The organism is Methylobacter tundripaludum SV96 (assembly GCF_000190755.2).
Lineage (GTDB): Bacteria > Pseudomonadota > Gammaproteobacteria > Methylococcales > Methylomonadaceae > Methylobacter_A > Methylobacter_A tundripaludum.
Genome location: NZ_JH109153.1, coordinates 81,644 through 107,244 on the forward strand (window position 1 = coordinate 81,644; position 25,601 = coordinate 107,244).

General features: G+C 47.7%; 24 protein-coding genes. 14 read left to right on the top strand and 10 right to left on the bottom strand.

The genetic code is table 11. The features are described from left to right. Positions 1 to 36 precede the first annotated feature (36 nt). On the bottom strand, positions 37 to 687 hold the full coding sequence (cysC, locus tag METTU_RS13425; protein WP_006892250.1) for an adenylyl-sulfate kinase: 651 nt from the start codon (positions 685 to 687) through the stop codon (positions 37 to 39). A gap of 323 nt (positions 688 to 1,010) precedes the next feature. On the opposite strand from cysC, the gene METTU_RS13430 reads away from it, so the two are divergent. From METTU_RS13430 to METTU_RS24050, 3 genes are all read left to right on the top strand, one after another. Beyond that, complete coding sequence (locus tag METTU_RS13430) at positions 1,011 to 1,799, top strand: secretin GspD/PilQ domain-containing protein (RefSeq protein ID WP_006892251.1); 789 nt, start codon at positions 1,011 to 1,013, stop codon at positions 1,797 to 1,799. Positions 1,800 to 2,060: 261 nt separating this feature from the next. Next, positions 2,061 to 2,402 carry a zinc ribbon domain-containing protein YjdM gene (locus METTU_RS13435; protein ID WP_006892253.1) on the top strand — a complete coding sequence of 114 codons (342 nt, stop codon included), beginning with the start codon at positions 2,061 to 2,063 and terminating at the stop codon, positions 2,400 to 2,402. A 29-nt stretch (positions 2,403 to 2,431) separates the two neighbouring features. Then, complete coding sequence (locus METTU_RS24050) at positions 2,432 to 2,602, top strand: hypothetical protein (RefSeq protein ID WP_217182902.1); 171 nt, start codon at positions 2,432 to 2,434, stop codon at positions 2,600 to 2,602. Positions 2,603 to 2,719: 117 nt separating this feature from the next. On the opposite strand, the gene moeA is transcribed toward METTU_RS24050, so the two are convergent. Both moeA and mobB read right to left on the bottom strand, forming a co-directional pair. Further along, positions 2,720 to 3,964: a molybdopterin molybdotransferase MoeA gene (gene moeA, locus METTU_RS13440; protein WP_006892254.1), complete on the bottom strand. Its 1,245-nt coding sequence runs from the start codon at positions 3,962 to 3,964 to the stop codon at positions 2,720 to 2,722. Then, positions 3,957 to 4,484, bottom strand: coding sequence for a molybdopterin-guanine dinucleotide biosynthesis protein B (gene mobB / locus METTU_RS13445; RefSeq protein ID WP_006892255.1), 528 nt, complete (start codon positions 4,482 to 4,484; stop codon positions 3,957 to 3,959). The genes moeA and mobB overlap by 8 nt, the downstream gene beginning before the upstream one ends. 234 nt (positions 4,485 to 4,718) lie before the next feature. Here mobB and METTU_RS13450 point away from each other — a divergent pair, with 234 nt between their 5' ends. From METTU_RS13450 to rpoS, 3 genes are read left to right on the top strand one after another with little or no spacing between them, the layout of a single operon-like run. Beyond that, on the top strand, positions 4,719 to 5,210 hold the full coding sequence (locus METTU_RS13450) for a DnaJ domain-containing protein (RefSeq protein WP_006892256.1): 492 nt from the start codon (positions 4,719 to 4,721) through the stop codon (positions 5,208 to 5,210). Positions 5,211 to 5,216: 6 nt separating this feature from the next. Beyond that, positions 5,217 to 6,110 (top strand): peptidoglycan DD-metalloendopeptidase family protein, encoded by an 894-nt coding sequence (locus METTU_RS13455; protein ID WP_006892257.1) that lies wholly within the window; start codon positions 5,217 to 5,219, stop codon positions 6,108 to 6,110. A 41-nt stretch (positions 6,111 to 6,151) separates the two neighbouring features. Next, positions 6,152 to 7,180: an RNA polymerase sigma factor RpoS gene (rpoS, locus tag METTU_RS13460; protein ID WP_006892258.1), complete on the top strand. Its 1,029-nt coding sequence runs from the start codon at positions 6,152 to 6,154 to the stop codon at positions 7,178 to 7,180. Between the two features lie 55 nt (positions 7,181 to 7,235). Here rpoS and METTU_RS13465 read toward each other — a convergent pair whose 3' ends face one another. Continuing rightward, positions 7,236 to 8,096 carry a carbon-nitrogen hydrolase family protein gene (locus METTU_RS13465; protein ID WP_006892259.1) on the bottom strand — a complete coding sequence of 287 codons (861 nt, stop codon included), beginning with the start codon at positions 8,094 to 8,096 and terminating at the stop codon, positions 7,236 to 7,238. Next, positions 8,086 to 8,685, bottom strand: coding sequence for a GNAT family N-acetyltransferase (locus tag METTU_RS13470; protein WP_006892260.1), 600 nt, complete (start codon positions 8,683 to 8,685; stop codon positions 8,086 to 8,088). The genes METTU_RS13465 and METTU_RS13470 overlap by 11 nt, the downstream gene beginning before the upstream one ends. A 245-nt stretch (positions 8,686 to 8,930) precedes the next feature. Between METTU_RS13470 and METTU_RS13475 the strand changes: the two genes are divergently transcribed. The 3 genes from METTU_RS13475 (at position 8,931) to METTU_RS13485 (ending at position 13,927) form a co-directional block, all read left to right on the top strand. Next, positions 8,931 to 10,637 (top strand): glycoside hydrolase family 17 protein, encoded by a 1,707-nt coding sequence (locus METTU_RS13475; RefSeq protein WP_006892261.1) that lies wholly within the window; start codon positions 8,931 to 8,933, stop codon positions 10,635 to 10,637. Positions 10,638 to 10,949: 312 nt separating this feature from the next. Beyond that, positions 10,950 to 11,720 (top strand): oxygen-binding di-iron domain-containing protein, encoded by a 771-nt coding sequence (locus METTU_RS13480; protein WP_006892262.1) that lies wholly within the window; start codon positions 10,950 to 10,952, stop codon positions 11,718 to 11,720. 2 nt (positions 11,721 to 11,722) lie between these two features. Then, on the top strand, positions 11,723 to 13,927 hold the full coding sequence (locus tag METTU_RS13485; protein WP_006892263.1) for a putative bifunctional diguanylate cyclase/phosphodiesterase: 2,205 nt from the start codon (positions 11,723 to 11,725) through the stop codon (positions 13,925 to 13,927). 4 nt (positions 13,928 to 13,931) lie between these two features. Here the strand turns inward: METTU_RS13485 and METTU_RS24525 are convergent, their stop codons facing one another. The 5 genes from METTU_RS24525 to rapA form a co-directional block, all read right to left on the bottom strand. Further along, positions 13,932 to 14,531 (bottom strand): IS630 family transposase, encoded by a 600-nt coding sequence (locus METTU_RS24525; RefSeq protein WP_050897783.1) that lies wholly within the window; start codon positions 14,529 to 14,531, stop codon positions 13,932 to 13,934. Beyond that, the gene (locus tag METTU_RS24530; protein ID WP_006893918.1) at positions 14,528 to 15,001 is read right to left on the bottom strand and encodes a helix-turn-helix domain-containing protein; all 474 of its coding nucleotides are present in this window, start codon (positions 14,999 to 15,001) and stop codon (positions 14,528 to 14,530) included. Before METTU_RS24530 ends, METTU_RS24525 begins: the two co-directional genes overlap by 4 nt. Before the next feature lie 400 nt (positions 15,002 to 15,401). Next, positions 15,402 to 16,490 (bottom strand): J domain-containing protein, encoded by a 1,089-nt coding sequence (locus tag METTU_RS21820; RefSeq protein WP_006892265.1) that lies wholly within the window; start codon positions 16,488 to 16,490, stop codon positions 15,402 to 15,404. 39 nt (positions 16,491 to 16,529) lie between these two features. Further along, positions 16,530 to 17,360, bottom strand: a complete 831-nt coding sequence (locus METTU_RS13505; RefSeq protein ID WP_006892266.1) for a CvfB family protein — start codon at positions 17,358 to 17,360, stop codon at positions 16,530 to 16,532. A gap of 156 nt (positions 17,361 to 17,516) precedes the next feature. Continuing rightward, the gene (gene rapA / locus METTU_RS13510; protein WP_006892267.1) at positions 17,517 to 20,333 is read right to left on the bottom strand and encodes an RNA polymerase-associated protein RapA; all 2,817 of its coding nucleotides are present in this window, start codon (positions 20,331 to 20,333) and stop codon (positions 17,517 to 17,519) included. Positions 20,334 to 20,592: 259 nt separating this feature from the next. Here rapA and METTU_RS22545 point away from each other — a divergent pair, with 259 nt between their 5' ends. The 5 genes from METTU_RS22545 (at position 20,593) to METTU_RS13530 (ending at position 25,596) form a co-directional block, all read left to right on the top strand. After that, on the top strand, positions 20,593 to 20,904 hold the full coding sequence (locus METTU_RS22545) for a glycine zipper 2TM domain-containing protein (RefSeq protein WP_006892268.1): 312 nt from the start codon (positions 20,593 to 20,595) through the stop codon (positions 20,902 to 20,904). 92 nt (positions 20,905 to 20,996) lie between these two features. Next, positions 20,997 to 21,407: a glycine zipper 2TM domain-containing protein gene (locus tag METTU_RS13515; RefSeq protein WP_006892269.1), complete on the top strand. Its 411-nt coding sequence runs from the start codon at positions 20,997 to 20,999 to the stop codon at positions 21,405 to 21,407. Positions 21,408 to 22,062: 655 nt separating this feature from the next. After that, a complete protein-coding gene (locus METTU_RS13520) occupies positions 22,063 to 22,911 on the top strand; it encodes a response regulator (protein WP_006892270.1) in 849 nt (282 codons plus the stop codon). A gap of 1 nt (position 22,912) precedes the next feature. After that, the gene (locus tag METTU_RS13525) at positions 22,913 to 23,731 is read left to right on the top strand and encodes an HDOD domain-containing protein (protein WP_006892272.1); all 819 of its coding nucleotides are present in this window, start codon (positions 22,913 to 22,915) and stop codon (positions 23,729 to 23,731) included. Positions 23,732 to 23,805: 74 nt separating this feature from the next. Then, a complete protein-coding gene (locus METTU_RS13530) occupies positions 23,806 to 25,596 on the top strand; it encodes a bacteriohemerythrin (RefSeq protein WP_006892274.1) in 1,791 nt (596 codons plus the stop codon). Positions 25,597 to 25,601: the final 5 nt, after the last annotated feature.

Genomic DNA, 25,601 nt, shown 5'->3' on the forward strand with positions numbered 1-25,601 from the left:
AGTTGCCTATTCGTGAGCCGATTGCAGTTTTTAGGCTCATGCTTTTCTGCCGCGTTCCCGGTTGGAATTTGCAGTGGCAATAATGCCATGCTGCGTCATTTCATCGATAACCTGTCGCACACAGGCGCCCAGCTCTGTTGTTCCGGTATCCACGGTGAGTTCGCAATTTTCGGGTATTTCGTAAGGTGAGGTGATGCCGGTGAATTCCGCTAATTGTCCGGCCCGAGCTTTTTTATAAAGGCCTTTTACGTCGCGCGACTCGCAAATTTCGATCGGTGTGTCGCAATAAATTTCGATAAAGTCGCCGCGCTCCACTATGCCGCGCACCCGTTCACGGTCCGCACAATAGGGCGATATGAAGGCGGTCAGCACAATGATGCCCGCTTCCATAAAAATCTTGGCCATTTCACCGATGCGACGAATGTTTTCCTGGCGGTCTTGCGCCGAAAAGCCCAGGTCGCCGCACAAGCCGTGGCGAACATTATCGCCATCCAGCACGAAGGTGCGACAGCCCCGATGGTGCAGCGCCTCTTCGACGGCATGAGCCAGCGTCGATTTGCCCGACCCGGATAATCCGGTGAACCATAAGATCGCGCCGCGATGGCCGTTTTGCGCTTCACGCCGAGCGCGGGTTACGGTGGCGCGATGCCAGACGACGTTGGTTGAGACCGATAGTTGTGCATTCATATCAACAATTGTCCGGCTTGCCGCCGATTAGCGTCGCCGGTTTTCGCCGCTTCGATACGTTGTGGTTCATTCATAAACGTCCCCAATATATTTGAAAACTCAATACCCGTTCGGAACTAAATTGCTCCAACACAGGGTGGACGATTGATTGTGATTTTTCCCTCACCACTGTTTTCCAGGTAATCGATCCGGCTTGGCCATGGAAAAATCGGCTGCCGGAAGCTGGCATCAAATCACCCGACCGGTATCGCGAAAAAGAATTTCGGATGGCACACACAACGTTATACCATAGCGATTAATGGTTACTGCACCGGAGCATCGCCTTGAAAAAACTTTTAGCCTTGATTTTTATAACCCTGCTTGGCAGCAGTGCTGTTGCCGCAGAAACAGTTATCGAAGTAATTCCCTTAACCAATCGACCGGCGTTCGAGATAGTGCCGTTGCTCGCGCCATTGCTTGGGGATACCGCCCAACTGGTCGATAACGGCTCCAATCTACTGGTCAAAACTACGCCTGATAAGCTGGCTGAAATCAAGGCCATCATTAATCAACTGGATGTGCGCCAAAGCAATCTGCTCATCACCGTCATTCAGAGCAGGCAGACTACCGCCGATGAACTTAACGCGGCCGCCAGGGCTCAACTGAATATCCCGGTCAATGACCCATCAAGATCCGGCGGCAGGATAATCGGCCATTTGTATCAGACTCAAGATAAAGGCGCCGACGAAAACACCCAGACCGTTCGAACCATGGAAGGCGTCCCGGCTCAGATTAAAGCGGGCAATGTTTACCCGAGACAAAATTTTTCCGGTTACGGTTACCCCACGACGACCGAATATACTGAAGCAACCACCGGTTTTGCGGTAATACCCAGACTGGCCGGACAACAAGTCATTCTGAGCGTATCGCCCTGGTCGGACAAAATGAACGGACGGGGACAGATCGAGACCCGGGATGCGCAATCAACAATCAGGATTAATCTTGGCGAATGGGTGGAACTTGGGGGCGCTGGCGAAAGCAGTAGCAGCAGTACAAACAGCGCACTTGTTAATACCCGCCAAAGCGACAAAAGCCAGATGCATATTTTGGTTAAAGTCGAGCGGGTGGATTAGTGGGTCTTGTTACAAAATTGAAACCGGCGCTGCAAAAACCCGTGGTTGTTTAGTTTTTGGCGGAATGAAATAAGCATTATCTAAAATCGCCGAATGCCCTCTTCGCATACCGCCGCTTTCCCCCATAATGGCCTGAATCTGCACGTCCCGAATAGACATAATCCCTCGTGAAATGGAAATAAACGCCTAAATCTGGCATTATGTCGCCTCAATACGCCTTGTATTCCACAAGGTTGAAACAACTCTACATTAAGGAAAGCAATGAATAGTCTCCCCAAATGTCCCGCATGCGGCTCAGAATTTACCTACGAAGACGATATGATGTATGTCTGCCCTGAATGCGCACACGAATGGCCAAAAGATGGGACAGCCGAAGATAGCTCCGATGTCCGTATCGTTAAGGATGCAAACGGCAACGTGTTGCAAGACGGCGATACCGTCACCGTAATCAAGGATCTTAAAGTCAAGGGCTCATCGTCGGTGGTCAAAGTCGGCACTCGAGTCAAAATCATCCGTCTGGTCGACGGCGACCATGATATTGACTGCAGAATCGAAGGTATTGGCGCAATGAAACTTAAATCGGAATTTGTTAAAAAAGCCTGATATATAAGCTCGAGCTCATTAAGGAATTGATGAAGAGCGAACGCTTTGCGTTACTCGAATGCGCCCGTTTTTATAATTTGTTTGAGCTTCGTCACGGACCCGACCATGGCGAGCGCGAAACCAACGGCAACAAGCTGTGTGATGCCGGAAAATCCGTGTTTCAGGACATCAGAGACTGTGAACGTACCACACCAGTATAACCACGAAGGCACGAAGAAAAATACCTGAAAACTTCGTGTTCTTCGTGCCTTCGTGGTGAATAACGCTTTTAGCCTGATTTAGATGATACCTTCACAGTCCCGTCCGCTTGCAACCCGCTATATCAGCAAACTGAACGGTTCAACCGTTACCCTGTCACCGGCTTGTACGCCCTTGCACCCTTCCGGCAAGACGATGTAGCAGCCGCTCTGGCTCATGGAGCTGAGGATGTGCGAGCCTTGCTGACCTGCTGAAGCAACAAAGAACTCGCCGTTTTCATCTTGACTGAGGATGCCGCGCTGATATTCCTGCCGTCCGGGAGATTTTTTTAATGCCGAGGTGCAAGTCGCAGTAAACCTTAACGGTTTGACAGACGGTGCGCCGGAAAGCTGCCTTAGCGCGGGCGCTACAATCTGCTGAAAGGTCACGACGACGGCTACCGGATTGCCGGGCAACCCGAAAAAATGACACTGCCCTATTTTGCCGAAAGCCAGCGGTTTACCGGGTTTTATCGCAATTTTCCAGAAATTGACTTCGCCGCAGCTTTGCAGGATTTCTTTGACATAATCGGCTTCGCCGACCGAAGCGCCGCCGGTGGTTATGATCACATCATAGCTCAGGGACGCTTCGATAAAGCGGTCTTCAAGCAACTGTTTATTGTCGGGGATGACACCCAGATCAACAACGCTGTAGCCGGGATCCGACAACAATCCGCCCAGCATAGCGCGGTTGCTGTCGTAGATTTTACCCGACTCCAGCGGTCGGCCTAATGAGGTCAGTTCGTCGCCGGTGGAAAAATGAGCGATTTTTAACTGGCGCTTAACGGTAACTTCATCAATACCGGCTGAGGCCAGTAAACCCAGATCAACCGCTGTCAGCTTTTTAGGCTGGGCTATTAAGCACTCGCCTTGTTTAACGTCTTCGCCGATTTTCCTGACATTTTGTAGCGCTCGTGTGTCAGCCGGAAAATGTACGGTTTGTTCCTGAACCTGCACATGTTCCTGCATGATCACTGAATCGGCTTGCTCCGGCACCACCGCGCCGGTAAAAATCCTGACGCATTGACCGGCTTGCAACTGTCCCTGAAATGGCCGCCCGGCCCAGGAAGTTCCGGCCAAAGCCAACGTAAACGCTTGCCCGTCAGCCATATCTCGACTTGCAAAAGCATAGCCATCCATAGCCGCATTCCGGTCATGGGGAATATTGACCGGTGAATAAACCGATTCTGCCAGCACCCGCCCCAAGGCGTTTTTTAACGCCGCTTTTTCTGTGCCGTTTACTGGGTTTACGGCCGTCTTGATTCTGCCCAACGCGTCGTCAATAGACAATAACGGCCTGGATTCCTGGCTGCATGCATCAATCATGGCTTTTCATAACATGGTTTTGGATAAAGGCGGCAATCATTTCAGGCCGGTTAAGTTCAAGTTGCACTAAATAATCCGGCGTGTCCAGTGCGGCATCTGTCGCTATCGCGATGATGTCCGGGTCGTTTGGGTAAAGCAAGGTTTTTTCGAGCGAGGGTCGATGCAATTCAATTTTAGGAAACTGTTCCGCCCTAAAGCCTTCAACCAGGATCAGGTCCAGTTCAGATTGATCGAATTGCTTTAACTGCTCATCCAAGCGGGGTTCTTTTTCCGGGGTGAATTCGGTAATGATCGCGCGTCGGTACCGGGATACCAGCATGACGGACGAGGCACCGGCTTCCCTCAGACGAAAGCTGTCTTTTCCGGGCTGATCAATCTCAAAATCATGATGACTGTGTTTGATCAGGCCGATGCGCAAGCCGCTTTGTTTTAAAATCGGGATCAATTCGGTCAGTAACGTAGTTTTGCCGGTTCCGCTTGCGGCAACAAAACCTAAAATCGGAATTTGAGCATTCTGCATATCAACCAAATTATTAGATTGTTATCATAAGATGTCATATTCTAAGGTATTATTTATCCAAATACTATGCCTACATGGCTGTGGCTGCTGTTGGGGTCTTGCTATATTTCCACCCTCCAGGGCGATCAAATCCAGGTAAGGGATGCAGGAGGTAGAGAGTAATGCGGGAGCAATTGCCAAGGAGTGGAAGCCTTGTGAACGATCTTAAACAGATCATTAATTCAGGAGTAAACCTTGATTCGAATTTATCTGATTTTGTTATTTATCATCGCATTTTTTGGGATACGTAAGCTTTTAAAAACCTCGCCGACCGTATTGGCCCGTTATAGCAAGGTCTTATTTCTATTCGTTACCGGGCTGATCGTGCTTTATTTGGCCGCAACCGGACGCTTGAACGGTTTTTTTGCGTTGGCGGGGGTGATTATCGCCTTCTTATTCCGCTTAATGCCGGTATTGTTACGTTATTCGCCCTATTTACAGCGGCTATGGTCAGACTTCAACGCTGCAAAACAGAACACCTCGCAACGGCAAAATAAAGCCAGCGCCAAAGGCGACATGTCGGTTGAAGAGGCTTATGAAGTATTGGGTTTAAAGATGGGCGCATCGGAATCTGAAATTATTGCCGCGCATCGCAAATTGATGCAAAAAATGCATCCCGATCGTGGTGGATCGGATTATTTGGCCGCAAAAATAAATCTGGCTAAAAAGCTTTTGTTAAAAAAATAACCCGCTATGACATCCACTACTTCAAAGCTTATTTTCCTTGCCATGCTGTCGGCTTTATTGAATGGCTGTGCCCCTGTCAGCCCAAACTATGCCCCTGTCAGCACAAATTATCCTGATATTGCTAAAGACGAGACAAAATATCATCAGGTAAGAAAAGGCGACACCTTATATGCAATAAGCTTGATTTATGACCTGGATTATCGGCAATTAGCGCAATGGAACCGGATTGCGCCACCTTATACGATAGAAATAGGTCAAAAAATAAGGCTCTCCGACCCGAATTTGGGAAACAACACGCCCATCCATGATCGCACGGATGCGGGTGCACCAACAAAAACAAAACAAAACCTCGTAACTGCCACTGCAACAAATAGAATCAGCTCACAGAAAAAAACCGCTATTTCATTAAATAATAAACCCAGTCCAACTTACAAACCGCCCTATAAGATCCAACCTTTTAATAATATCACTGAAAAAAACGGAAGTAGTCCACAAAAAAAACCAATTATTTCAATTGATAATGGAAACATGTTAAAGTTAAACTTTCAATGGCCGGTAAGGGGAAAAGTCTTAAAATCTTTTTCTCAAGCCGATAACAAAGGCATCGATATAGCCGGCGAAATGGGGCAGGACGTAAGTGCGGCGGAAGCGGGTAAAGTTGTGTATAGCGGACAAGGCCTGATTGGCTACGGTAATTTGCTGATTATCAAGCACAACGATTTGTATTTAAGCGCTTATGCAAATAATAGCCGACTGCTCGTTGCCGAAGGATACACCGTAGAAAAAGGTGAGGTTATTGCAAAAGTTGGGCAAGCAGGATCAAACAAAACATCGCTGCATTTTGAAATAAGAAAAAACGGCAAACCGGTGAATCCACTTAGTTTTTTACCGGAAAAATAATAAAACCATTTCGACTTAGGTCGAACAATGTAGAGGTTATCATGAAAGCAGAATTGGTTGAGCTATTAGACGATGATGTTTGTGTATTATTTGATGACGATTTGTCTTTCGACGATGAACTCCAGACATCAGCTATCAGTGAAGTATTCGATGGCATGAATGCAGGAAGCAGAGCAGTGCATGGAGCGCAAGCCGATGATATTGATGAGATAATTACCATTGAATCGCGGCAAGACAAAAGCATGGATGCGACGCGGGTTTATTTAAATGAGCTGTCCCGCTCGCAATTACTGACCGCGGACCAGGAAAAAATCTACGGTTCCAGGGCCTTGCTGGGCGATGAGGCTGCCCGCAAAATCATGATCGAAAGTAATTTACGCCTAGTCGTTAAAATTTCCCGCCGTTACCTGAATAGAGGCTTGCCGTTACTTGACTTGATTGAGGAAGGTAACCTTGGCCTGATGCACGCAGTTGAAAAATTCGATCCCGAAAGAGGTTTTAGATTTTCAACCTATGCAACTTGGTGGATCAGGCAAACCATCGAACGCGCCATTATGAATCAGACGCGAACCATTCGTTTGCCGATTCATATCGTGAAAGAAATGAATACTTATCTTAAAGCCCAACGCCATTTGTCGCAATTACTCGAGCATGAACCCAATGCCGAAGATATAGCGGAGCATCTGGATATACCGGTCAATAAAGTTGAAAAGATGCTCAAACTCAATGAGCGGGTTACATCCATCGATATGCCGGGCGGCAAGGATTTCGACAAGCCTTTAGTCGAGTCCATTTCCGATGGCGAGAGCTTGTCGCCCGCTGAAAAAATACAAGAAGACGGCATTAAACACAATATTGCCAAATGGGTATTCCAACTTTCCGAAAAACAGCGCGAAGTCATTTGCCGTCGCTATGGACTTTGCGGTTATGAAGGCTCAACCCTTGAGCAAGTTGCTCAAGAGCTGGGCGTAACCCGGGAACGGGTCAGACAGATTCAAATGGATGGCTTAAAAAGAATGAAGGAAATTCTGGAATTTAACGGCTATTCTTTTGAAGCTATTTTTAATTGATGATAAAGGTAAAAGGTTCAAGGTGAAGGGCGCAATAATTCCTTGAACCTTGAACCTAAAATGCATTTTGCAGCGGCCAGTCCCTGTAGTTAAAAACCTGCCCCTGTTCCCGAACTGTACCGCAAGCACTGAGCGATACTTCGGCAATGACCCATTGCACGGCATTGAGCTTGCCCTCCGCTAGAATGCCGTTATCAGGAAAACCGCGGTCCACAGGCGTATAGATAGCCGCCGCGCCGATATTGACATCCACGGCTTCAGACCACGGCGCATGGCCTACCAGTGTGGATTGAACGACATAACACTGATTTTCCAAGGCTCTTGCCTGACAGCCTATTTTAACGCGATGATAACCGGCAAGCGTATCGGTGCAACTGGGCACTAAAATCAGATTCGCTCCGGCTTCGACCTGCTTTCTGGCCAGCATCGGAAATTCGCTGTCATAGCAAACGTTGATGGCGATTCTTCCGTATTCGGTATCGAAATACCTTAATTCCTCACCTTTTTGAATCAGCCATTGCTCGTTTTCAAAACGGGTCATCATCAGTTTATCCTGATAATCAATCTGACCGTCCGGCATAAACAGGTAAGCCCGGTTTCGATAAGCGCCGGAATCCGTTTTTACCGGAAACGTACCCGATTGGATGATGCATTGGTATTTTTTAGCCAAGCTCCGGAACAAGTCCAGATAATCATCAAGCAATGACTGCATGGCGGCCAGTTGCCGGCTTAACGATGAATAAACGGCCTCGCCGAATAGCGAGGCCAGTTCCATACTGGCATACTCGGGAAAAAGCAGAATTTTCGCATCCTGTTCAGCCGCTTCAACAACCCAGCGTTCAACTTTGCTTTGATACGAAGACCAGTTTTCCAGAAAACTGATGTCGTATTGGGCGGTCGCAATTTTAACGTTCATGTTTCAGCCAAAAGGTCATGGGTTTAGGCGTTTCATTAACATCATCCAGGTCTTTCCAGATATAGGTTGTGTTAAGCTCAGGATGTTTGACGTAGCCGCGTTTGTTCCAGAATTGATCCAACGGCACATAATCGGCCGGTCGCCTGGGATGATCTACAGGCCGTTCTACACAACAAAAACAAATATACTTGAAGCCGCCCAAATCTTTCGCGTGAGCTTCCCTCTCCTCAAAAAAACGCACGCCGATACCCAGGCCGCGATAATTTTTGTCCAGCACCGATTCACTGCAATAAAACACCTCGTCAAGATTGTAACCCTGGTCGAGAAACGGCTTTTTCAGTTCATCGGTTTCATATTTCATCGGGATGGCTGTCGATGCCCCGACCACTTTATCGCCATCAAAAGCGATGACAATAACGCTCTCGGGACAGTTAATATAAGTCTGTAAATATTTTTTTTCATAATCGATATCCCCGTCGTACAAATACGGGAAGTCGCGAAACACTTCAATTCTGAGCCGTGCCAGTTCCGGGATAAATTGTTCCAAAGCCGGGCCGCTCCATCTTTCAATACGAATATCTTTAGCCATAAGATTACAAAAGCAAAAAGAATCGCATTTTAGCTGAACTGCTCATGGTTTGCGTAGTTTAAGCGGTAAAAAATCGATTTCCGCCAGCCTTCTCAACACCGCTGCCCGTATTCAAAAAGTGGTAATTATGAGATGATGAGCAATGAAAAGCGGGGAGTAGAAAATAGTGAGTGGAGAGTGAAAATCACACAGCCACCACTCGCCACTCGCCACTCACGACTCACAACCCCTACTTACTTTTATTTATGAAAATTGCTTCATTCGCTTTATTGGTTGTTTTGCTCAACGGCTTGCTGAGCTGGTCAATCAACTTACCCCAAGATGTAGGGCCGGACGTCCCATCAGGAAAACTCAACAGCCTATCATTCGCGCCGTTTCGGGAAGGCCAAGGACCCTTGGATGAAAAATTTCCGACTGCCGAACAAATTGACGCTGACTTGCGTTTGATGGGTGAAACAACCCACTCTATCCGCACCTATGCCAGTGCGGAAGGCAGTATGCAGATCATTCCCTCCTTGGCGCAAAAGCATGGTTTGAAGATGATTCAAGGCGCTTGGCTGGGCAATATTAAAGAAGACAATCAAGTGGAAATCGCCGAAGTCATCCGTTCCGCCAACGCAAACCCCGATGTAGTCAAGCGGGTTATCGTCGGCAACGAAGTATTGTTGCGCGGCGACCTGAAACCGGAGAAACTGATTGAATACATACGGGAAGTAAAGCGGTCTGTTAAACAACCGGTTTCTTATGCGGATGTATGGTCCATGTACATGAAATACCCGGAATTAATCAAGGAAGTGGATTTTATTACCATCCACATTCTGCCTTACTGGGAAGACGAACCTATCACCGTAGACCAGGCGCCGGCGCATATCGAACGTATTTTCAAGCAGGTTCAGCAGGAGGCCGACACCATTGCTCCCGGCAAACCCATACTGATCGGCGAATCGGGATGGCCGGGCGAAGGTCGTCAACGCGGCTGGTCGGTGCCGAGCGTGGTCAACGAAGCGAAATTCATCCGTGCATTAATTAAAGTCGCCACTAAAAACGGCTTTGATTACAACATTGTCGAAGCCTTTAACCAATCATGGAAAAGCGAACTTGAAGGCGTGGTCGGCGCTAACTGGGGGCTTTTTTCGGTTGATCGTAAAGAAGTTTTTCCCCTGACCGGCAAGGTCTACGAAAATCCTGATTGGCTTAACGGCGTTATAGCGTCAACGATACTGTTCCTGATCATCGTTGCCTTCGGCTGGAAATCGTTAAAAGCTTTATCCACAATGCGTCTAGCGTTTTTCTTGGCCTTCTCGCAACTGCTGTCTTTTTTGCTGCCCAACATGCTCGAAAACCTGTGGTACACCAGTTATAGCGACTGGCAGCGTTTTCAGACCCTGTTAATCGTGGGCTTAAACGCCATCTTGGCCGGATTGATATTGCAGCGCGGCTACGGCCTGTTAGCCAACAAGGCCGCCAATCCCAAATTCGGCGCCTGGATATATACACTCTGCATGCTGTTTGCCGGCTATGCCGTTTATAAAACCTTCGGCCTGGCAATAAATGGGCGTTATATCAGTTTCCCCACGGTAGCCGTTTACATCCCTGTTATAGGTATCTTCGGCTTAATGCTCATCAGCTATATGACTGAACGTCCGTGGTCGCTAAAGGCCATTGAGATTAACCGATTGGGTGGACACCTTAAGGCCAAGGCCGATCAAGATAAGATAATGGGCTACGCCTTGCTGGTCGTAGGCTTGACTCTTATTATCTGGGAAACCAAAGCATTCCTGATAAGCCGCGACTTTATCCTTGCTTATCCTAATGTCGGCGAGAGACTTGGCATCGCTTTTGTTTTTTCCGTAACCAATTGTCAACTGATGGTATGGCTAATGTGCCTTGCCATTCTTGCGTTACCGCTTCTGGTTAGCGGCAATAAAACCGGCAAACGACTGCACGGATAAGAAGCAATACCCTCCACGAACAGCAATGCATGGAGCATGTGTAGCGCGGTGTGCCGAGAAATAATCGGCACACCGTCTTGTCGCCGATCGCCTGGCTCATGGCTCATGGCTCATGGCTCATGGCTCATGGCTCATGGCTCATGGCTCATGGCTCATGGCTCATGGCTATTTTTAACATCCGTTTTGCGTCGGCAATACACGATTTTCCAATCTTATTTATTAAAAAAAGACTATACCTATACTTTTTGAAATAACCTGAAGTAAACTAGGGAAAATGTGAAAATTCTAGCCTGCCAGAAGATTAGGGAAAATATGCGCAACATTAAATTATTTGAATCCGTTGATCACCGTTTTATTTTGCTCAACGAGAGTGAACCGGGCGAAGAGGACGGCATACGTTCCAACCAGTACCTCATCACACATCATAATGACGGCGTGTTACTTGATCCAGGCGGTTTTGGGGTAATGCCCCGGGTACTGGCGGAAATGTTGCGTTACGTGGGGCCGGAGCAAATTAAAGCCATTTTTCTGTCTCATCAAGACCCTGATATAGTCGGCGGTCTGTCAACCTGGCTGGAACTGTGTCACTCGCCCGTCTATGTTTCCAGCATCTGGATACGCTTTTTGCCCCATTACGGTTTAAAAGACATGACGCGATTTATCGGGGTGCCCAACGAAGGCAAGGATTGCGAGCCGGCACCCGGTTTTAAACTAAAAATCGTACCCGCGCATTTTTTGCATTCCGAAGGCCAGATTAATGTCTATGACCCGATTTCTAAAATCCTGTTCACCGGCGACATCGGTGCGGCAATGCTGCCCGTAGATAAAAACGAAGCATTTGTAGATGATTTTGCCGCTCACATCCCCTATATCAAGGGATTTCACCGCCGCTATATGTGCTCTAACAAGGCGATACGCTGTTGGTTGGACACCATTGCCGACCTGGATATTGCGATGATCGCCCCGCAACACGGCCCGATTTACCGGGGCGCTGCGGTGCAGGATTTTCTAAACTGGCTCAAAGACCTGCAATGCGGCGTTGATATCATGCAACCTGGCGGGTACTTTCCGCCTGAGGACTGATTATGAGTTATCTATCGCAGCCCACTCATCTTGAAGCCTTGCGCTTGAGAATTATCAGCCAGATTGCCGAAATCCTGGAAAATCAAACTCACACCCAACGTTATGCAATAGGTTTATCCGAACTTAACCATAACATGCATCAAGAGATTGTCAGTAAATTAGTAGCGGCCATGGCGACTATGGCTACCGACGACTCTGCCGCCATGATTGCCATGATTGCCATGATCCCAACGATTTCACAGGTCATTGATACCTGCTCCCGGCTGGATCAAAGTCTTGACTTATTATTCCGGCAACGCAGTCAGCAGTGGGCATCGAGCGATCAGCACATCCAGAACCTGATGATCGAGTTTAACCAAACCTTGCTTGAGCTGTCTTCCGTCTTGATTGAAAAAGACTTGCTGGAACGACAAAGCCGGGTGTTGGAACGAATCATCCTGTCGCACGAACACATCTCGCAATGGAAAGAGTTTGTGCAAGAAATTCTGGCGGATTTTTACGCCATCTTCCCGTTTAACTTTTTTTACATCGCTTTTGCAGAAGCGAATGGCTTATCCCTCTATTTGTATTACCTGGGTCAGTGCTCGGACGAGGTGCGCGCACAGGCGCGCGGCTTACTGAGTCAACAGATGCTTCAAAGTATCGGCTTGCCCGCTGATTCGGCACTGGATATTGAAGAATTCAATATCCACTGTGGAGCCGAAATCAAAACCAAAACAGATCTCAATATTCGCATGATCAGTGTACCTGTGCCTGATCATTCCCCCAATTTGGCGGGCTTACTGGGGGTCGCTTACGCCGCTGAAAACAACCTATCCGCGCAAGAAGCCAGCGTCATCCGCGCGATACTTGCGGTCATGGTGATGGTGGTGGGGTCCAGCAAGGTGTTATCGCGTACGCTGTTGGAACTTGAATACTATGCAGTGCATGACCCCCTTACCGGGTTGCACAACCGCCGCCAGTTTAATGACATATTGCACTACGAAATCGGTCGTTCCGAGCGCCATAAACATGAGTTTAGTGTCTTGATGCTCGACCTGGACGACTTCAAGGACATTAACGACTCCTACGGGCACCCCACCGGCGATACAGCGCTGTGCGCAATCGCCGACGCCCTGCTTGAGCATACTCGCAATGGCGATTTGTGCGCCCGCATTGGCGGGGATGAGTTTGCCATTATCCTGACTGAAACAGGCCCCGAAGGCGCGCGGGTAGTCGCCGAAAATGTAAGCCGTGCGCTACGGGAAATGGCTATAACATCGTCACAAGGCAACCGTTTTCATTTAACCGTCTCCATAGGCGTGACCAGCTATCCCGTTGATGGGCAAACCATAGATACCCTGTTGGAGGGTGTCGATGCCGCCATGTACAAAGCCAAGGACATGGGTAAAGATAGCGTCTGTACCTTTGACGCAACGGAAACACGCGTCAGTATTCGCGAAACGCGCGATAATGCAGAAAACCTGCGCGAAGCCTTAAAGGAAGGGCGTATCGTCCCCTATTATCAATCGATTGTTAACTGCCAATCCGGCGAATTATTTGCTTTTGAAACGCTGGCCCGACTTAAATCTCCAACGGGAGAAACAACTTCGGCAGCGATGTTTATCGAAACCATTGACAAATACGGTTTGGCGCGTGAACTCGATCTCGCCATGATCAACAACTCTTTTGCCGCTAAACGCGCTTGCATGGATGCCAACCGCCCGGAGGCAAACGCGAAAATTTTTATCAATTTATCGGTGCAGGAAATTCAAGGCCGCGGCATTTTAGGTTATGCCGAAGAACTCTGCCAGAAACTGGAACTCCCCCCCGAAAGCATTGTCTTTGAATTACTGGAACGCGATGCAATTGGCGATATGACCAACATGCGCCGGTTCCTGACCAATTTGCGCCGCAAAGGCTTTGCCTTTGCCCTGGACGATTTCGGCACCGGTTATAATTCGTTTCATTATTTGCGTGAGTTGCGTTTTGAATACGTCAAGATCGATGGCGCATTCGTACGCAACATACTGACCTCTAAAGTGGATTACGCGTTGGTGCATAACCTGTCCCGGTTATGCCAGGACATCGACATTCTCACCGTTGCCGAATTTGTCGAAAATCAGGAAATTTGGGAGGCGCTCAAGAATATGGGTATCAATTACGCCCAAGGCTATCATATCGGCATGCCGCTGCCGGAGATGAAGCAAACCTTGAAAAGCAGGTAAGTAGTTACGCAAAAGTTATTTGGAATTTTTTACCGATGTCACTCAGGATTTCCAACACCCACTTTTTCAAGTGTCCGTAACTTTGATAGGCATCAAGCGGCAACCATTCGTACTTAACTTTACGCCAGAGTATTTCGATCAGGTTCAGCTCCGGGCTGTAAGGCGGAAGAAAATGTAAGTACACACCACGTTGTTGCCAGCCCGCCAGCTTTTCTTTGAATACGCCGCTACGATGAATGGAAGCATTATCCAACACCACACAGCACGGCACTTTAGTTTCTTCGTACTTGCCTGCATACGTTTCGACAAACGCATCAAAGGCATTGATAACCGTATCCGTTGTCACCGATTGTTCGGAGCTGTGGAAAAACAGATCATTGCTGCGACTCAAAAAACCTAACACATTCATGCGCTTGCTACGATAGCAGGGTATTTGTCGGGTCTCGCCAATCCGTTGCCATCCATAGGGTACACAGGGTGTCGTGCTAAATCCGGATTCGTCAAAGTAGTAAAGCTTCAATTCCCCATCATCCTCTTGCTGTTTCAAGGCCTTCAGATATGCCTTATCACGTTGGAAATCTGCTTCATTACGCTTTCCCTTCACTGATTGCCGACAACGTTTCCAGGCATAGGCACTTTTTTTAAAATTCGTTTAAAGGTGTCAAGGCTGGCTTCCTTGCCCGTCTCCTCCAGCAATCGTGCTGCGGCGGCCTTGGGCTGGTGTGGGTTTTTGTCAATATAGCCCAGAAAAACGGCTTGTTCCTCAACCGTGAAGCGCACAGGCCTACCGCTTCGTGGACAATCGTAAAGCCCTATTAATCCCTCTGTTTCCCATTTGTCTAACCATGAGCTGACAGTCTCATGCTGGGACTCAAACAATTCGCTCAGCCGTGCAATTACATACCTTCTATTATTCAATAAGATAGCATGTGCCCGTTGTCTAACCCGGAATAATGGGTGGTTACGATAGGCTTCGGTTAACGTTACTTCCTCTTCCGGGGTCAGTTTGGCGATGAATTTCAGGTGGACTCCTAATTTTTGTCTGTTATTGCAATCGTTTCCAGTTTGACACAATAAATTTACTTCCTAATAACTTTCGCATTACTACTTAGTGGAAAAGTAGTAACTGATGTTACGCACGGATGGTATTTCTCCCGTTTGCCGCGCCGAGCACCGGAGCTTTTATCGAGAGCGGCCCGTTAGGGGCGCGGCAGGGATGCCGCGCGTCAGCAGAGGGGCAGGAGCCCCTTCTGCTGACCCTCGATAAAAGCGAGGAGCACAGGAAGTAAGCGGCAACCGGGTCGCCTTTTCTTTGGTTACTTTCTTTTGGCGAAGCAAAAGAAAGTAACTCGCTTTCGGGTGCGACAACCCGATTCAATCAAGTGTCGCGCTAGCGACTCCTTAATGTTAAAGCGGTCGAAATTCGACTAACTGCGTAACATCAGGTAGTAAGTGAGGAGCGAAAATCGTGCCGCTACTCACTACTTCCCCCTTTTTCTAAAGCGGCGATTGCCTCCGCCAAACCCTGTTTTGCCGCCTTGCGATACCAATCGGTCGCCTGCTTGTTGTTTTTTTCCATTCCCAAGCCATTTGCGTACATATCGCCCAACTTATATTGGGCGCGGGGATCGCCCTGTGCAGCCGCCTTGTTGTACCAGGAAAAAGCCAGGCTATTATCCTTCGCAGCCCCCTGCCCTGATGCGTACATCAGGGCCAGATTATATTGCGCAGTGACATCACCTTGTTCGGCAGCTTTGTAAAACCAATCAACGGCCGTATTATAATTTTGCGCCACGCCTTTTCCGGTCGCATACATAAAGCCGAGTTTGGTTTGCGCCTCCCTATGCCCCTGTCCGGCGGCTTTGCCAAGCCAGCCGGCCGCCTGTTTATCATCCTCGACGATACCCTTTCCCATCGCGTATATCATGCCTGCTTGAAACTGCGCATCTACATTGCCCTGCTCAGCCAGCGGCAAATAAAGCGGCAACGCTTTGACCACTTGGCCCTGTTTAAGCAGTTGATTGGCTTTTTGCAGCCGGTCCGCGACATCTTGATTAACCGGTGCCGTCGTTGTTTGTAAGTCAACTACATACCAAATAGTTGCCGCCAATACGATGCCGACAACACCCTTACCCCAAAGAGCCGTGTTTATTTTGTTGAATACCCGGGTGCTGCCAAGCCGCACCTTATTGCCGACCGAGCTGACCTTTTTCCTGAGTTTATTGATCGTTGCAAGGTAGGCGGGGAGATTTTTTGTGGCCGTTACCGGTGGAGCTACATAGCTTTGGCTAATAATTGTCATTATCCGCTGCGCATCATCGGTCGCGCGTTTCCTTTCTTGCCGGTCTATCCATTGATCATGCTCCGCTCTTTTTCCGGAATCGGATAACACCGCATAAGCGCTATTGATACTTTTCATTATCCGAAGCGCTTCTTCATGCCCGCCGATATATTTATCGGGATGATATTTCTGGCAAAGTGCTTTATAAGCGGCCTTGATAACGCTTGCAGGTGCATTGCGCGACACATTTAAATTGTCGTAATGGGTTCTGATCTTAGCCATACAGCTTTCACTTAGGTGGGATATTGTGCCTGACGATTATCAACCAACAAGCTTGATTCCGCTTTTATCAATGGTGATTAATTGCTGCTTATACAGTGCGCCGATCGCCTGTTTAAATACTTTCTTACTCACTCCGAATGTTGCATAAATGGCTTCCGGAGGGCTTTTATCGCTTAGCTTCAACTCGCCGTTATTGGCTTTCAGCTTGGCTATAATGCTGTCAGTGAGCGATACGACTTTGCCGTATCCCGGCTGATGCAGACTGAGGTCGATTTTACGATCTTCCCGTATCTGCTTAATGTAGCCGTCCAGTTTCTGGCCTTTCCTGACCGGCTGATACAACTCGTTTTGATATAACATGCCCCAATGGCTATTGTTGATGATCGCTTTGATGCCCAAATCAGAGGCATCGGCGATGATCAACGACACTTTTTGGCCGACTTCGAAATCGACCGATTCGTCGCTGAGCACTTTATCAATCTTGGTGGTCGCGGCGATGCGATTTTTGTCGTCGAGAAACACTTTGACCAGGTAAGAGCTCCCTACTTCCATCTCATGGTATTGTTCACTGAACGGCACCAGCAAGTCTTTAGGCAGCCCCCAATCCAGAAACGCCCCCACATAATTAAGCGACACTACTTTCAGCCAGGCAATATCACCCACCTCGGCTAACGGTTTTTTGGCGGTGGCGGCCAGATGGCCTTCCGAATCCACATAAACAAATACGTCCAGACTATCGCCGACCTTACAGTTGGCGGGCAGTTTTCTGTCCGCCAGCAGCACTTTTCCGGAGGTGCCGTCATCAAGGTAGACATCAGCGCCTTGTTGTTTAACTACATTCAGCTTATTTATTTTGCCGATATTTATCATAATTTATTGGATAGATTGGGGTTTAATGCATTGCCATCATTTTCAACAAAGAGTTTTTAACTCACCACGAAGGTCACGAAGTTTTATATTTTTCTTCGTGTCCTTCGTGTCTTCGTGGTGAATCCTTTTAGCTTCGTTCGCGGTAAATCTTCAACATCAACTGGTAATCACAAACCTGACCGCATCCAGTCTTAGCTGCGCGGCCTGGATGTTTTCATGCGCCAGCATGGTCATATCCTTTAGCTGCTCGATTTCTTCAGTCCTGATGGTCGGGTTCACTTTTTTCAGCCTGACCAGACGTTTGATCTCATTGCTTAGCGATTCCAGCATGGCTTGGGTCGCCTCATCGACTAACTGCTGCATATCGGTTTTGGCTTTTTGCTCTGCCACGCTCAAGATATTGATGAGGTGCGGACGCTGGCTGTTCAAAAAAGCAATGATTTTATGTTTATCAAACTTGATGCCGACTTCAACCAAATCGCGATGATCAATGTCCGCGCTTACATCCTTTTGGTTTTGATCGATCAAGACGCGAATCGGGGTATGGGGCAGGAACCGTCCGATTTGCAATTCGGCAGGCGCGCTGCACTCGACAATAAACAAGCATTCCAGAAAAAACTGCCCGGCTTTAAGATCGCTATGCTTGATCACGCTGATCGCGGCGTTGCCGGTCTCACTGGACAGCACCATATCCATCGACGCAGTAACCAGCGGATGTTCCCAGGTCATGAACTGCATGTCTTCCCGCGCCAGCGCAATCTGCCGGTTAACGGTCAGAGTCAAGCCGTCTTCAGTCAATCCGGGAAAATGCGAAACGCGTAAATGGTCGCTGGGACGGACAATAAAGCAATCGGGCGAATGAAACTCGGTATCCACGCCGTAGCATTCAAAGACGTCTTCCATATAAGGCCAAAGCACCCCTTCTTTCTCGTAGCTATTCAGCTGCTCGATAAGCTCATCGGCCAATTCCTTGCGACAGGAATTCAACTCCAGCAATTGATCGCGACCGTTATGCATTTGCGCTTCAAGTTCGACGCTGAGTGTTTGGGTCCGGGCGATAAGTGCATCAATGTCGGCTGGATTTTTACTATCCAAAACCGCCGCCAGCTCATCGTGCAACAAATCGGCAACCCGCTGGGCTGATGAACTGTTGCAGGCAAATGCATTCAGGCCTTCGTCATACCAACGGTACAACACGGCACACTCAGTATGCTCCAGATACGGCACATGAATCTGGATAATATGTTTCTGACCGATACGATCAAGACGGCCTATCCGCTGTTGCAATAAATCGGGATTGGTCGGCAAATCCAGCAGTATCAAATGATGCACAAACTGAAAATTCCTGCCTTCACTGCCGATTTCGGAACAAATCAACAGCCGCGCCGCGCTGTCCGGGTCGGCAAAGTAAGCCGCCGCCCGGTCGCGCTCGATAATGCTCATGCCTTCATGAAACACCGCCGAAGCAATACCGGCGCGGTTTTTCAGGGTTTGCTCCAGATCGATCGCAGTTTGCGCCTGTTTACAAATCACCAGGGCTTTTTGACCGGCCAACTGTTTAACCTTGTCCACCAGCCATACGTAGCGCGGATCTTGTTGCAAATCATCGACATTAGCCGATCCGGTTAAGGCATATCCATAACGTTCCCGCTCGGGAAAACCCTGCACGGTTTGCCGCGAGTTTCTAAACAAAATCCGCCCGGTGCCATGGTGATCCAGCAACACCTTAATCAAGGCATCGCGTGCCGCTGCCGATTGTTCAGGATCATTCAGATTTTTCAGCAAGCCGTCAACATTGTCATCTTTGAGCAGCACGGTTAAATGTTGCTGCGCGGCTTCGTTCAACGCTTCCTCTGCCAGCAACAACTTGGCCGCGTTCGCCACCGGCTCGAACAAGCGCTCTTCTTCCACAAAAGCCGCGAAACTGTAAAACCGGTCGGGATCGAGCAATCTTAACCGTGCAAAATGACTCTCCTTGCCCAATTGCTCCGGCGTAGCTGTCAACAATATCAGGCTGGGGGAAATCCGGCCGAGTTGTTCGACAAACAGATAATCGGGGCTGGGCGCTTGTTCGCTCCATTCCAGATGGTGGGCTTCATCGACAATCACCATATCCCAACCCGCCGCTATGGCCTGCTGTTGGCGGCGCGGGTAATTGGAAAAGAAGCCCTGACTGCATAGAATCAATTGCTCGGTTAAAAACGGATTATCGGCAACGTCATCATCCGGTTCCGCTTCAGCGAGCATGTCGTCTTCAGCATAGGTATCGAGACAACGCGCCTCGTCAAAAATACTAAAACGCAGATTAAAGCGTCGGAGCATTTCCACCAGCCATTGATGCAACAATGTTTCCGGCACGATAATCAAGACCCGGCTGCTCAAGCCGTTAATCAGCCGATGGTGCAAAATCAAACCGGCTTCGATGGTTTTACCCAGACCCACTTCATCGGCCAGCATGATGCGTGGCGCAGACCGGTTAGCCGATTCATGCGCAATAAACAACTGGTGAGGAATAAGCGAGGCGCGGCCGCCCAGCAAGCCTTTAACCGGCGATTGCTGATGTTGTTGCAATCTGCGCCAGGTTTCATAACGCAGCAAAAACCAGGCAGTAGGGTCGACTTGCCCGATAAACAACCGATCCTGGGGCTTGTTAAATTGAATATGATGATTCAGTTCTACCTCGTCCAGCTGAACGTCCTGTCCATCCTCATCCTTACCTAGATAGGTAATCAAGCCATCCTGCTCAGTTAAACCGGTGACGATCACTTTGTACTCATCAATCGACTCGATAACGTCTCCTGCCGAAAACCGGACGCGTGTTAACGGCGCGTTATCTTGCGCATACATACGCTTTTCGTCACACGCCAAAAAAAGCACTGTGACCCGCTTGTGCGCTACATCAAGAATAAGACCTAAGCCGAGCTCAGACTCGGTGTTACTAATCCAGCGTTGACCGGGGATAAACTGTTCCATTTATTAAGATGCCATTAAGATTGGGTAAATATTGATTCAAGTAAGCTATTATTATAAGCGACACAGCGGAATTATTCCGGCAATTAATTGGCGATATTGTGATTCGAGAATGGGCTTTAACACCCATCAAACGATTGCATTTGTTAAGCGGCCATTAAGGTTAAGGCGAATAATATGAATCCAAAGTTTATCACTGGCCAACCGTCTTTGCCGACTCAATCCAGACCTATATTAAATCAATTATTTAAGGAAGATACTCATGAAAAAATCGTTCTTTTTAAGCCCACTGTTTATGCTTGCAATTATTTATTCATCTGTATCCTGCGCGTCTGGGGGAGAAGGTCATGGTCACGGCAGAGGACACCGCAATCATCATTCCGAAGGGCCTAGGTATTATCCGGAACAGCCCCGGTATTCAAACTACCAGGATCCACGCTCTCACCAAGGTTTGGCCGGTGGTGTTGTAGGTAGCGTTTTAGGCTACGAAATAGGTAACGGCGACCCTATTGCTACAGGACTGGGGGCCGCCGCAGGTTCTTATCTCGGCAATGGCGTCGCTGGAAGACGCTAACCCGATTTGATTTTAATGACGTATCTGTTTAACCGGCACGCTTGATTTTGTTAACTTAACAACAAACCCAATAATTTAGAGAGAAAAATCCCATGAAAAAGCTACTCTTTTTAATTCAATTAACTGCCGCTGTAATCCTGTTTTCACCACCCTCTTATGCTGATGGCGATTGGGGACACCGTGGTCACGGTTGGGGGCATCATCATGGCCACCACCATCACGACGACTATTATCCTCAACCGCAAATAAACTATTACCCGCAACCGCAGGTCAACTATTACCCGGCGCCGCAAATTAATTATTATCCCCAGCCCCAGGTTAATTATTATCAGCGGCAGGCACAGTATTCAGCCGATCCACGCTCCCATCAGGGATTGGCGGGAGGCGTGATAGGCAGTGTTTTCGGCTATGAACTGGGTAGCGGCGATCCTATTGCTACCGGACTGGGTGCCGCCGCCGGTTCTTTTCTGGGCAATGGAATGAGCGACGGTTACCAAAGATAGTCATCCAAATCAGCCATGAAATATTGGACTCGCTAAACAAACAAGAGGATTCGGCACGAATTTTGAGGCTGAATCCTCTTACTCAAACCACCTGTCTCCAGCAAGAAAATCCCCCGATAAACGATTGAAACCCGTTGCGTTCAAACACCCGAACTCATCATACATCGTAGGATTTTTCGGTAGCATGGCAACAATCATTTACACAATTGATACCGCTAACTTCCATTTCCAGCAACCCTTGGCATCAACCGGTGCAGTATCACATACTTGATCACGCAGCCTTGATCACGCAGCAGGTAACACACCGGCAGGCAATTCCTCTGCCGGAGAAAAAGGTGCTATACTCAATGCCTTGGAAGCAGAATAACCTGATATTATCAAGATAAACTGCGCGGCCGGATCGTTCAATTATCATTAATCTAAGCGACTATTATGATTGACACTTTCGACTCTGCCGAGACGCTAATCTAATATACCGAGACGGCGTCTAAATCTAAGAGCTCAAAAATCAGCAAGATTTTATATAAATACATTCGTTTCCACGTTCTGCCTGGAACCCGTTGTGATTCTGCATAAGACGTCCTGATTTTTGAATTTTTCGAAGCCCTCCTCCACTAGTGGCGGGCGCTGAAATACAATTTTTAGAGATCCATTCATGAGTGAATTATCACAAATTTCACGCACCCTTCTGCTGGTAGATGATGAAGTCAACATCATTAATGCCCTTAAGCGCACTTTACGGCCTGATGGCTATACCATCCTGACCGCCAATAACGGCGAAGAAGGTCTTGCCTTATTGGCGGAGCACGAAGTGGGCGTCATCATTTCCGATCAACGCATGCCGCACATGACCGGCGTGGAATTCCTACGTAAAGTTAAATTACTTTATCCCAAGACATTACGCATTGTATTGTCCGGTTATACCGAACTTGAATCAGTCACCAGCGCCATTAACGAAGGTGCGATTTATAAATTTCTAACTAAACCCTGGGATGATGACTTACTTCGGGATAACATTCGCGAGGCATTTCAGTACCATGAAATGGAACAGGAAAATTTGCGCTTAAGCCGGGAACTTCGCTCTGCCAATGAAAAACTTTCCATACTGAATCAGTATCTTGAACAAAAAGTAGTCGATAAATCCCACGAAATTATACACAGCATTAATTTATTGCAAATTTCACAGGAAATCCTTGAGCATTTACCGATAGGCATTATTGGTATCGACGAACAGAATATGATAGTAGTCTCCAACAAATGCGCCGAAGAAATATTCGGCCAACCTCCCGGCACGTGCCTACTCGGCCTTATGGCGGGTGACGCTTTACCCGACGTGCTTTTACAATTATTGCAAAAAATCTATCCTGGTGACCTTGTACAACTTGACGACGAAATCGTAACCTTGAATGAAGGCGTTTCCATACGAGTGCTAATAAACACAATGGGAGATATCAGCCAATCGAAAGGCATCATTATTGTCTTGTCGCCATTAAAGGAGAGCTGAAATGCCCGCCCTAAAAAACAAATTTGCATGCTTGGCGAATTTGCCGTCAATGCCGACACTGCTTATGGAAGCGTTACAGCAGATTAACGGCAAGCAAAATTTAACTCTGCTGGTTGATAAGATTGGTCAAGACCCATCAATAGTGATTCGGATTTTACGCATTGCCAATTCACCTTTCTACGGCATGTCCAGGGAAATAGGTTCATTGCGCGAAGCCATTGTGTTACTGGGCATTAACCGAATCAAAGACATGTTGATAAGTCTATGTTTTTCAAGAATGTTACCTGCACCACATAAAGATTTTAACTATGACCTGTTCCTGCATCACAGCATGGCCGTTGCCGAATGCACCCGGCAACTTGCAAACTGTACATCTACCAGCCCTGATTTTGCCTTCACAGCCGGATTGTTACATGACATCGGAGACTTGGTGATTGTCATGCTTTTTCCTGACGAATTCAGCCAACTGGTTAAAATGGCTGAAAAATTCGGAATCGAGGAAGAACAAAAAGTATTAGGCTTTAATCATACGATCATAGGCGGCAAAGCCGCACATTACTGGAATTTTCCTCAGGAGATTCAAGAAGCCATTGAACAACATGAAACCTATCCTGAGTCCGCTACAACCAAGTCGCTCGGATTACTGGTCTATACCGCCAACTTGTTGATCGTCAATACTGAACAGCCGAATAAATCCGCTCTGGAGGAACACGAGCCCATTTGCACCGCGCTTACCCTACTCAACGTTTCAATTGACCAAGCTGCACATTGTACTGACAGTGGGCGACAGTTTGCCGACCAAATCCTTACCCTGCATTAAACAGGAAAAAATATGTCATTAAAGGATTGTGCCATAATGCATAGAGTCCCCTTCTTAAATTTCTTGCAAACAATATGGCCATTTTGAATTGGAACAATCAACTGGTACTAGGTATAGAATCCGTTGACAAGCAACATAAACATCTTATCGATTTAACTAACCAATTAGACGAAGCTGTCGCCATCGGCGCCGACCGCGACACCATCATCAAAATTGTAAACGGCTTGATTGATTATACGGTGTACCACTTTCAGCACGAAGATCAACTGATGTCGGCTGCAAATTTCAATCCAACGATGCACGCCATACATGACGCTGAACATAAAGAATTTGTAGCGAAAATGATGGTGGTCCAACTCGAAGTCCAGGCCGATATTAACGCCATCTCAGTGGACCTGATGGATTATATGGTCAATTGGCTTTACCATCATATCCTCAATACCGACAAAAAAATGGCGATCAGCCTGATCAGCGGTATTGATGCCGCACAAATCAGCATCGATAAACACGAGCACAGCGAAATCATTCAGAGCAATCTGTACTCGGCCTTGCGCGAGAGCGAAAGCCGCTTTAAGGAATTAGCCGAAAATATTTCCGCATTAATCTGGATCACCAACGCTAATCATGTACCGATCTTTTGCAATCACTTTTGGTTCGCCACTTTTAATTTACCGCCCGACATACCCAGCCGCGAGCAATGGCTAAACGCCATTCATCCTGAAGACCGGGACAAAGTAACCCAAACCTATATTCGTGCGGCTGAAGAACGCAGTAAATTCAAAATTCAATACCGTTTGTTGAGCACCGACGGCAAAATCACCTGGATCTATGAAACAGCAGCCCCCAGAGTGCGCAAGAACGGGAGCTTTGCCGGGTTGATGGGTTGCGGCATGGACATTACCTCGCAAAAACAAGCCGAAACGGTGCTGGCTCGCAGCAATCTGCAATTGGAAGAAGAAGTTAAAAAGCGCACCCGGGAACTGATCAAAACCAATCAAACCCTGGAATTTGAAAAAAACCAACAGTTGCTGCTGAATACTCAATTACAAGAAGCGCAATCGCATCTGCTGCAATCGGAGAAAATGGCGTCCATCGGTCAATTGGCTGCCGGCGTGGCGCATGAGATCAATAATCCCATTGGTTATATCAATTCCAATCTGACCTCCTTAAAAAACTATATCGATAATTTACTGGCACTGATTGCGCTTTACGAAAAGTCTGAAGCAACCAGCGAAAATATCGACCAACTTGCACAAGTTAAAGCCTTTAAACAAAAAATAGATCTGGAGTTTCTGAAGACCGATGTACTCGATTTATTGGAAGAGTCGCATGAAGGCGCGACACGGGTGAAAAAAATCATTCAAGATCTTAAAGACTTCTCCCACCTTGATAGCAATGATGACTGGCAATGGACTAATTTGCACGCCGGACTTGAAAGTACGCTCAATATTGTTAACAATGAAATTAAATACAAAGCAAAAATTGTTAAGGCCTATGGCGACCTGCCTGAAGTAAAATGCCTGCCACACCAACTTAACCAAGTATTCATGAATTTGCTGATCAATGCCGCACACGCCATTGAAAACGAAGGCACTATCACCTTACGCACCGGAACGGAAAACGATTGCGCGTGGGTGGAAATAAGCGATACCGGCAAAGGCATAGCCGCTGAGCACCAAAGTAAAATTTTCGATCCCTTTTTTACTACCAAACCGGTCGGTAAAGGCACCGGATTAGGACTTTCGGTTTCCTACACTATTATCAAAAAACACCAAGGGGAAATCCAACTGACCAGCCAGTTAGGTCAAGGGACAACCTTTCGGATTATCCTGCCTATTGCCGGAGCGATTCTTGAAAATGCGTAACATAG

Coding starts and splice junctions, on each gene's coding strand:
- cysC (WP_006892250.1), bottom strand. CDS start 687: ATGAATGCACAACTATCGGTCTCAACCAACGTCGTCTGGCATCGCGCC.
- METTU_RS13435 (WP_006892253.1), top strand. CDS start 2,061: ATGAATAGTCTCCCCAAATGTCCCGCATGCGGCTCAGAATTTACCTAC.
- METTU_RS24050 (WP_217182902.1), top strand. CDS start 2,432: ATGAAGAGCGAACGCTTTGCGTTACTCGAATGCGCCCGTTTTTATAAT.
- moeA (WP_006892254.1), bottom strand. CDS start 3,964: ATGATTGATGCATGCAGCCAGGAATCCAGGCCGTTATTGTCTATTGAC.
- mobB (WP_006892255.1), bottom strand. CDS start 4,484: ATGCAGAATGCTCAAATTCCGATTTTAGGTTTTGTTGCCGCAAGCGGA.
- METTU_RS13455 (WP_006892257.1), top strand. CDS start 5,217: ATGACATCCACTACTTCAAAGCTTATTTTCCTTGCCATGCTGTCGGCT.
- rpoS (WP_006892258.1), top strand. CDS start 6,152: ATGAAAGCAGAATTGGTTGAGCTATTAGACGATGATGTTTGTGTATTA.
- METTU_RS13465 (WP_006892259.1), bottom strand. CDS start 8,096: ATGAACGTTAAAATTGCGACCGCCCAATACGACATCAGTTTTCTGGAA.
- METTU_RS13470 (WP_006892260.1), bottom strand. CDS start 8,685: ATGGCTAAAGATATTCGTATTGAAAGATGGAGCGGCCCGGCTTTGGAA.
- METTU_RS13475 (WP_006892261.1), top strand. CDS start 8,931: ATGAAAATTGCTTCATTCGCTTTATTGGTTGTTTTGCTCAACGGCTTG.
- METTU_RS13480 (WP_006892262.1), top strand. CDS start 10,950: ATGCGCAACATTAAATTATTTGAATCCGTTGATCACCGTTTTATTTTG.
- METTU_RS13485 (WP_006892263.1), top strand. CDS start 11,723: ATGAGTTATCTATCGCAGCCCACTCATCTTGAAGCCTTGCGCTTGAGA.
- METTU_RS21820 (WP_006892265.1), bottom strand. CDS start 16,490: ATGGCTAAGATCAGAACCCATTACGACAATTTAAATGTGTCGCGCAAT.
- METTU_RS13505 (WP_006892266.1), bottom strand. CDS start 17,360: ATGATAAATATCGGCAAAATAAATAAGCTGAATGTAGTTAAACAACAA.
- rapA (WP_006892267.1), bottom strand. CDS start 20,333: ATGGAACAGTTTATCCCCGGTCAACGCTGGATTAGTAACACCGAGTCT.
- METTU_RS22545 (WP_006892268.1), top strand. CDS start 20,593: ATGAAAAAATCGTTCTTTTTAAGCCCACTGTTTATGCTTGCAATTATT.
- METTU_RS13515 (WP_006892269.1), top strand. CDS start 20,997: ATGAAAAAGCTACTCTTTTTAATTCAATTAACTGCCGCTGTAATCCTG.
- METTU_RS13520 (WP_006892270.1), top strand. CDS start 22,063: ATGAGTGAATTATCACAAATTTCACGCACCCTTCTGCTGGTAGATGAT.
- METTU_RS13525 (WP_006892272.1), top strand. CDS start 22,913: ATGCCCGCCCTAAAAAACAAATTTGCATGCTTGGCGAATTTGCCGTCA.
- METTU_RS13530 (WP_006892274.1), top strand. CDS start 23,806: ATGGCCATTTTGAATTGGAACAATCAACTGGTACTAGGTATAGAATCC.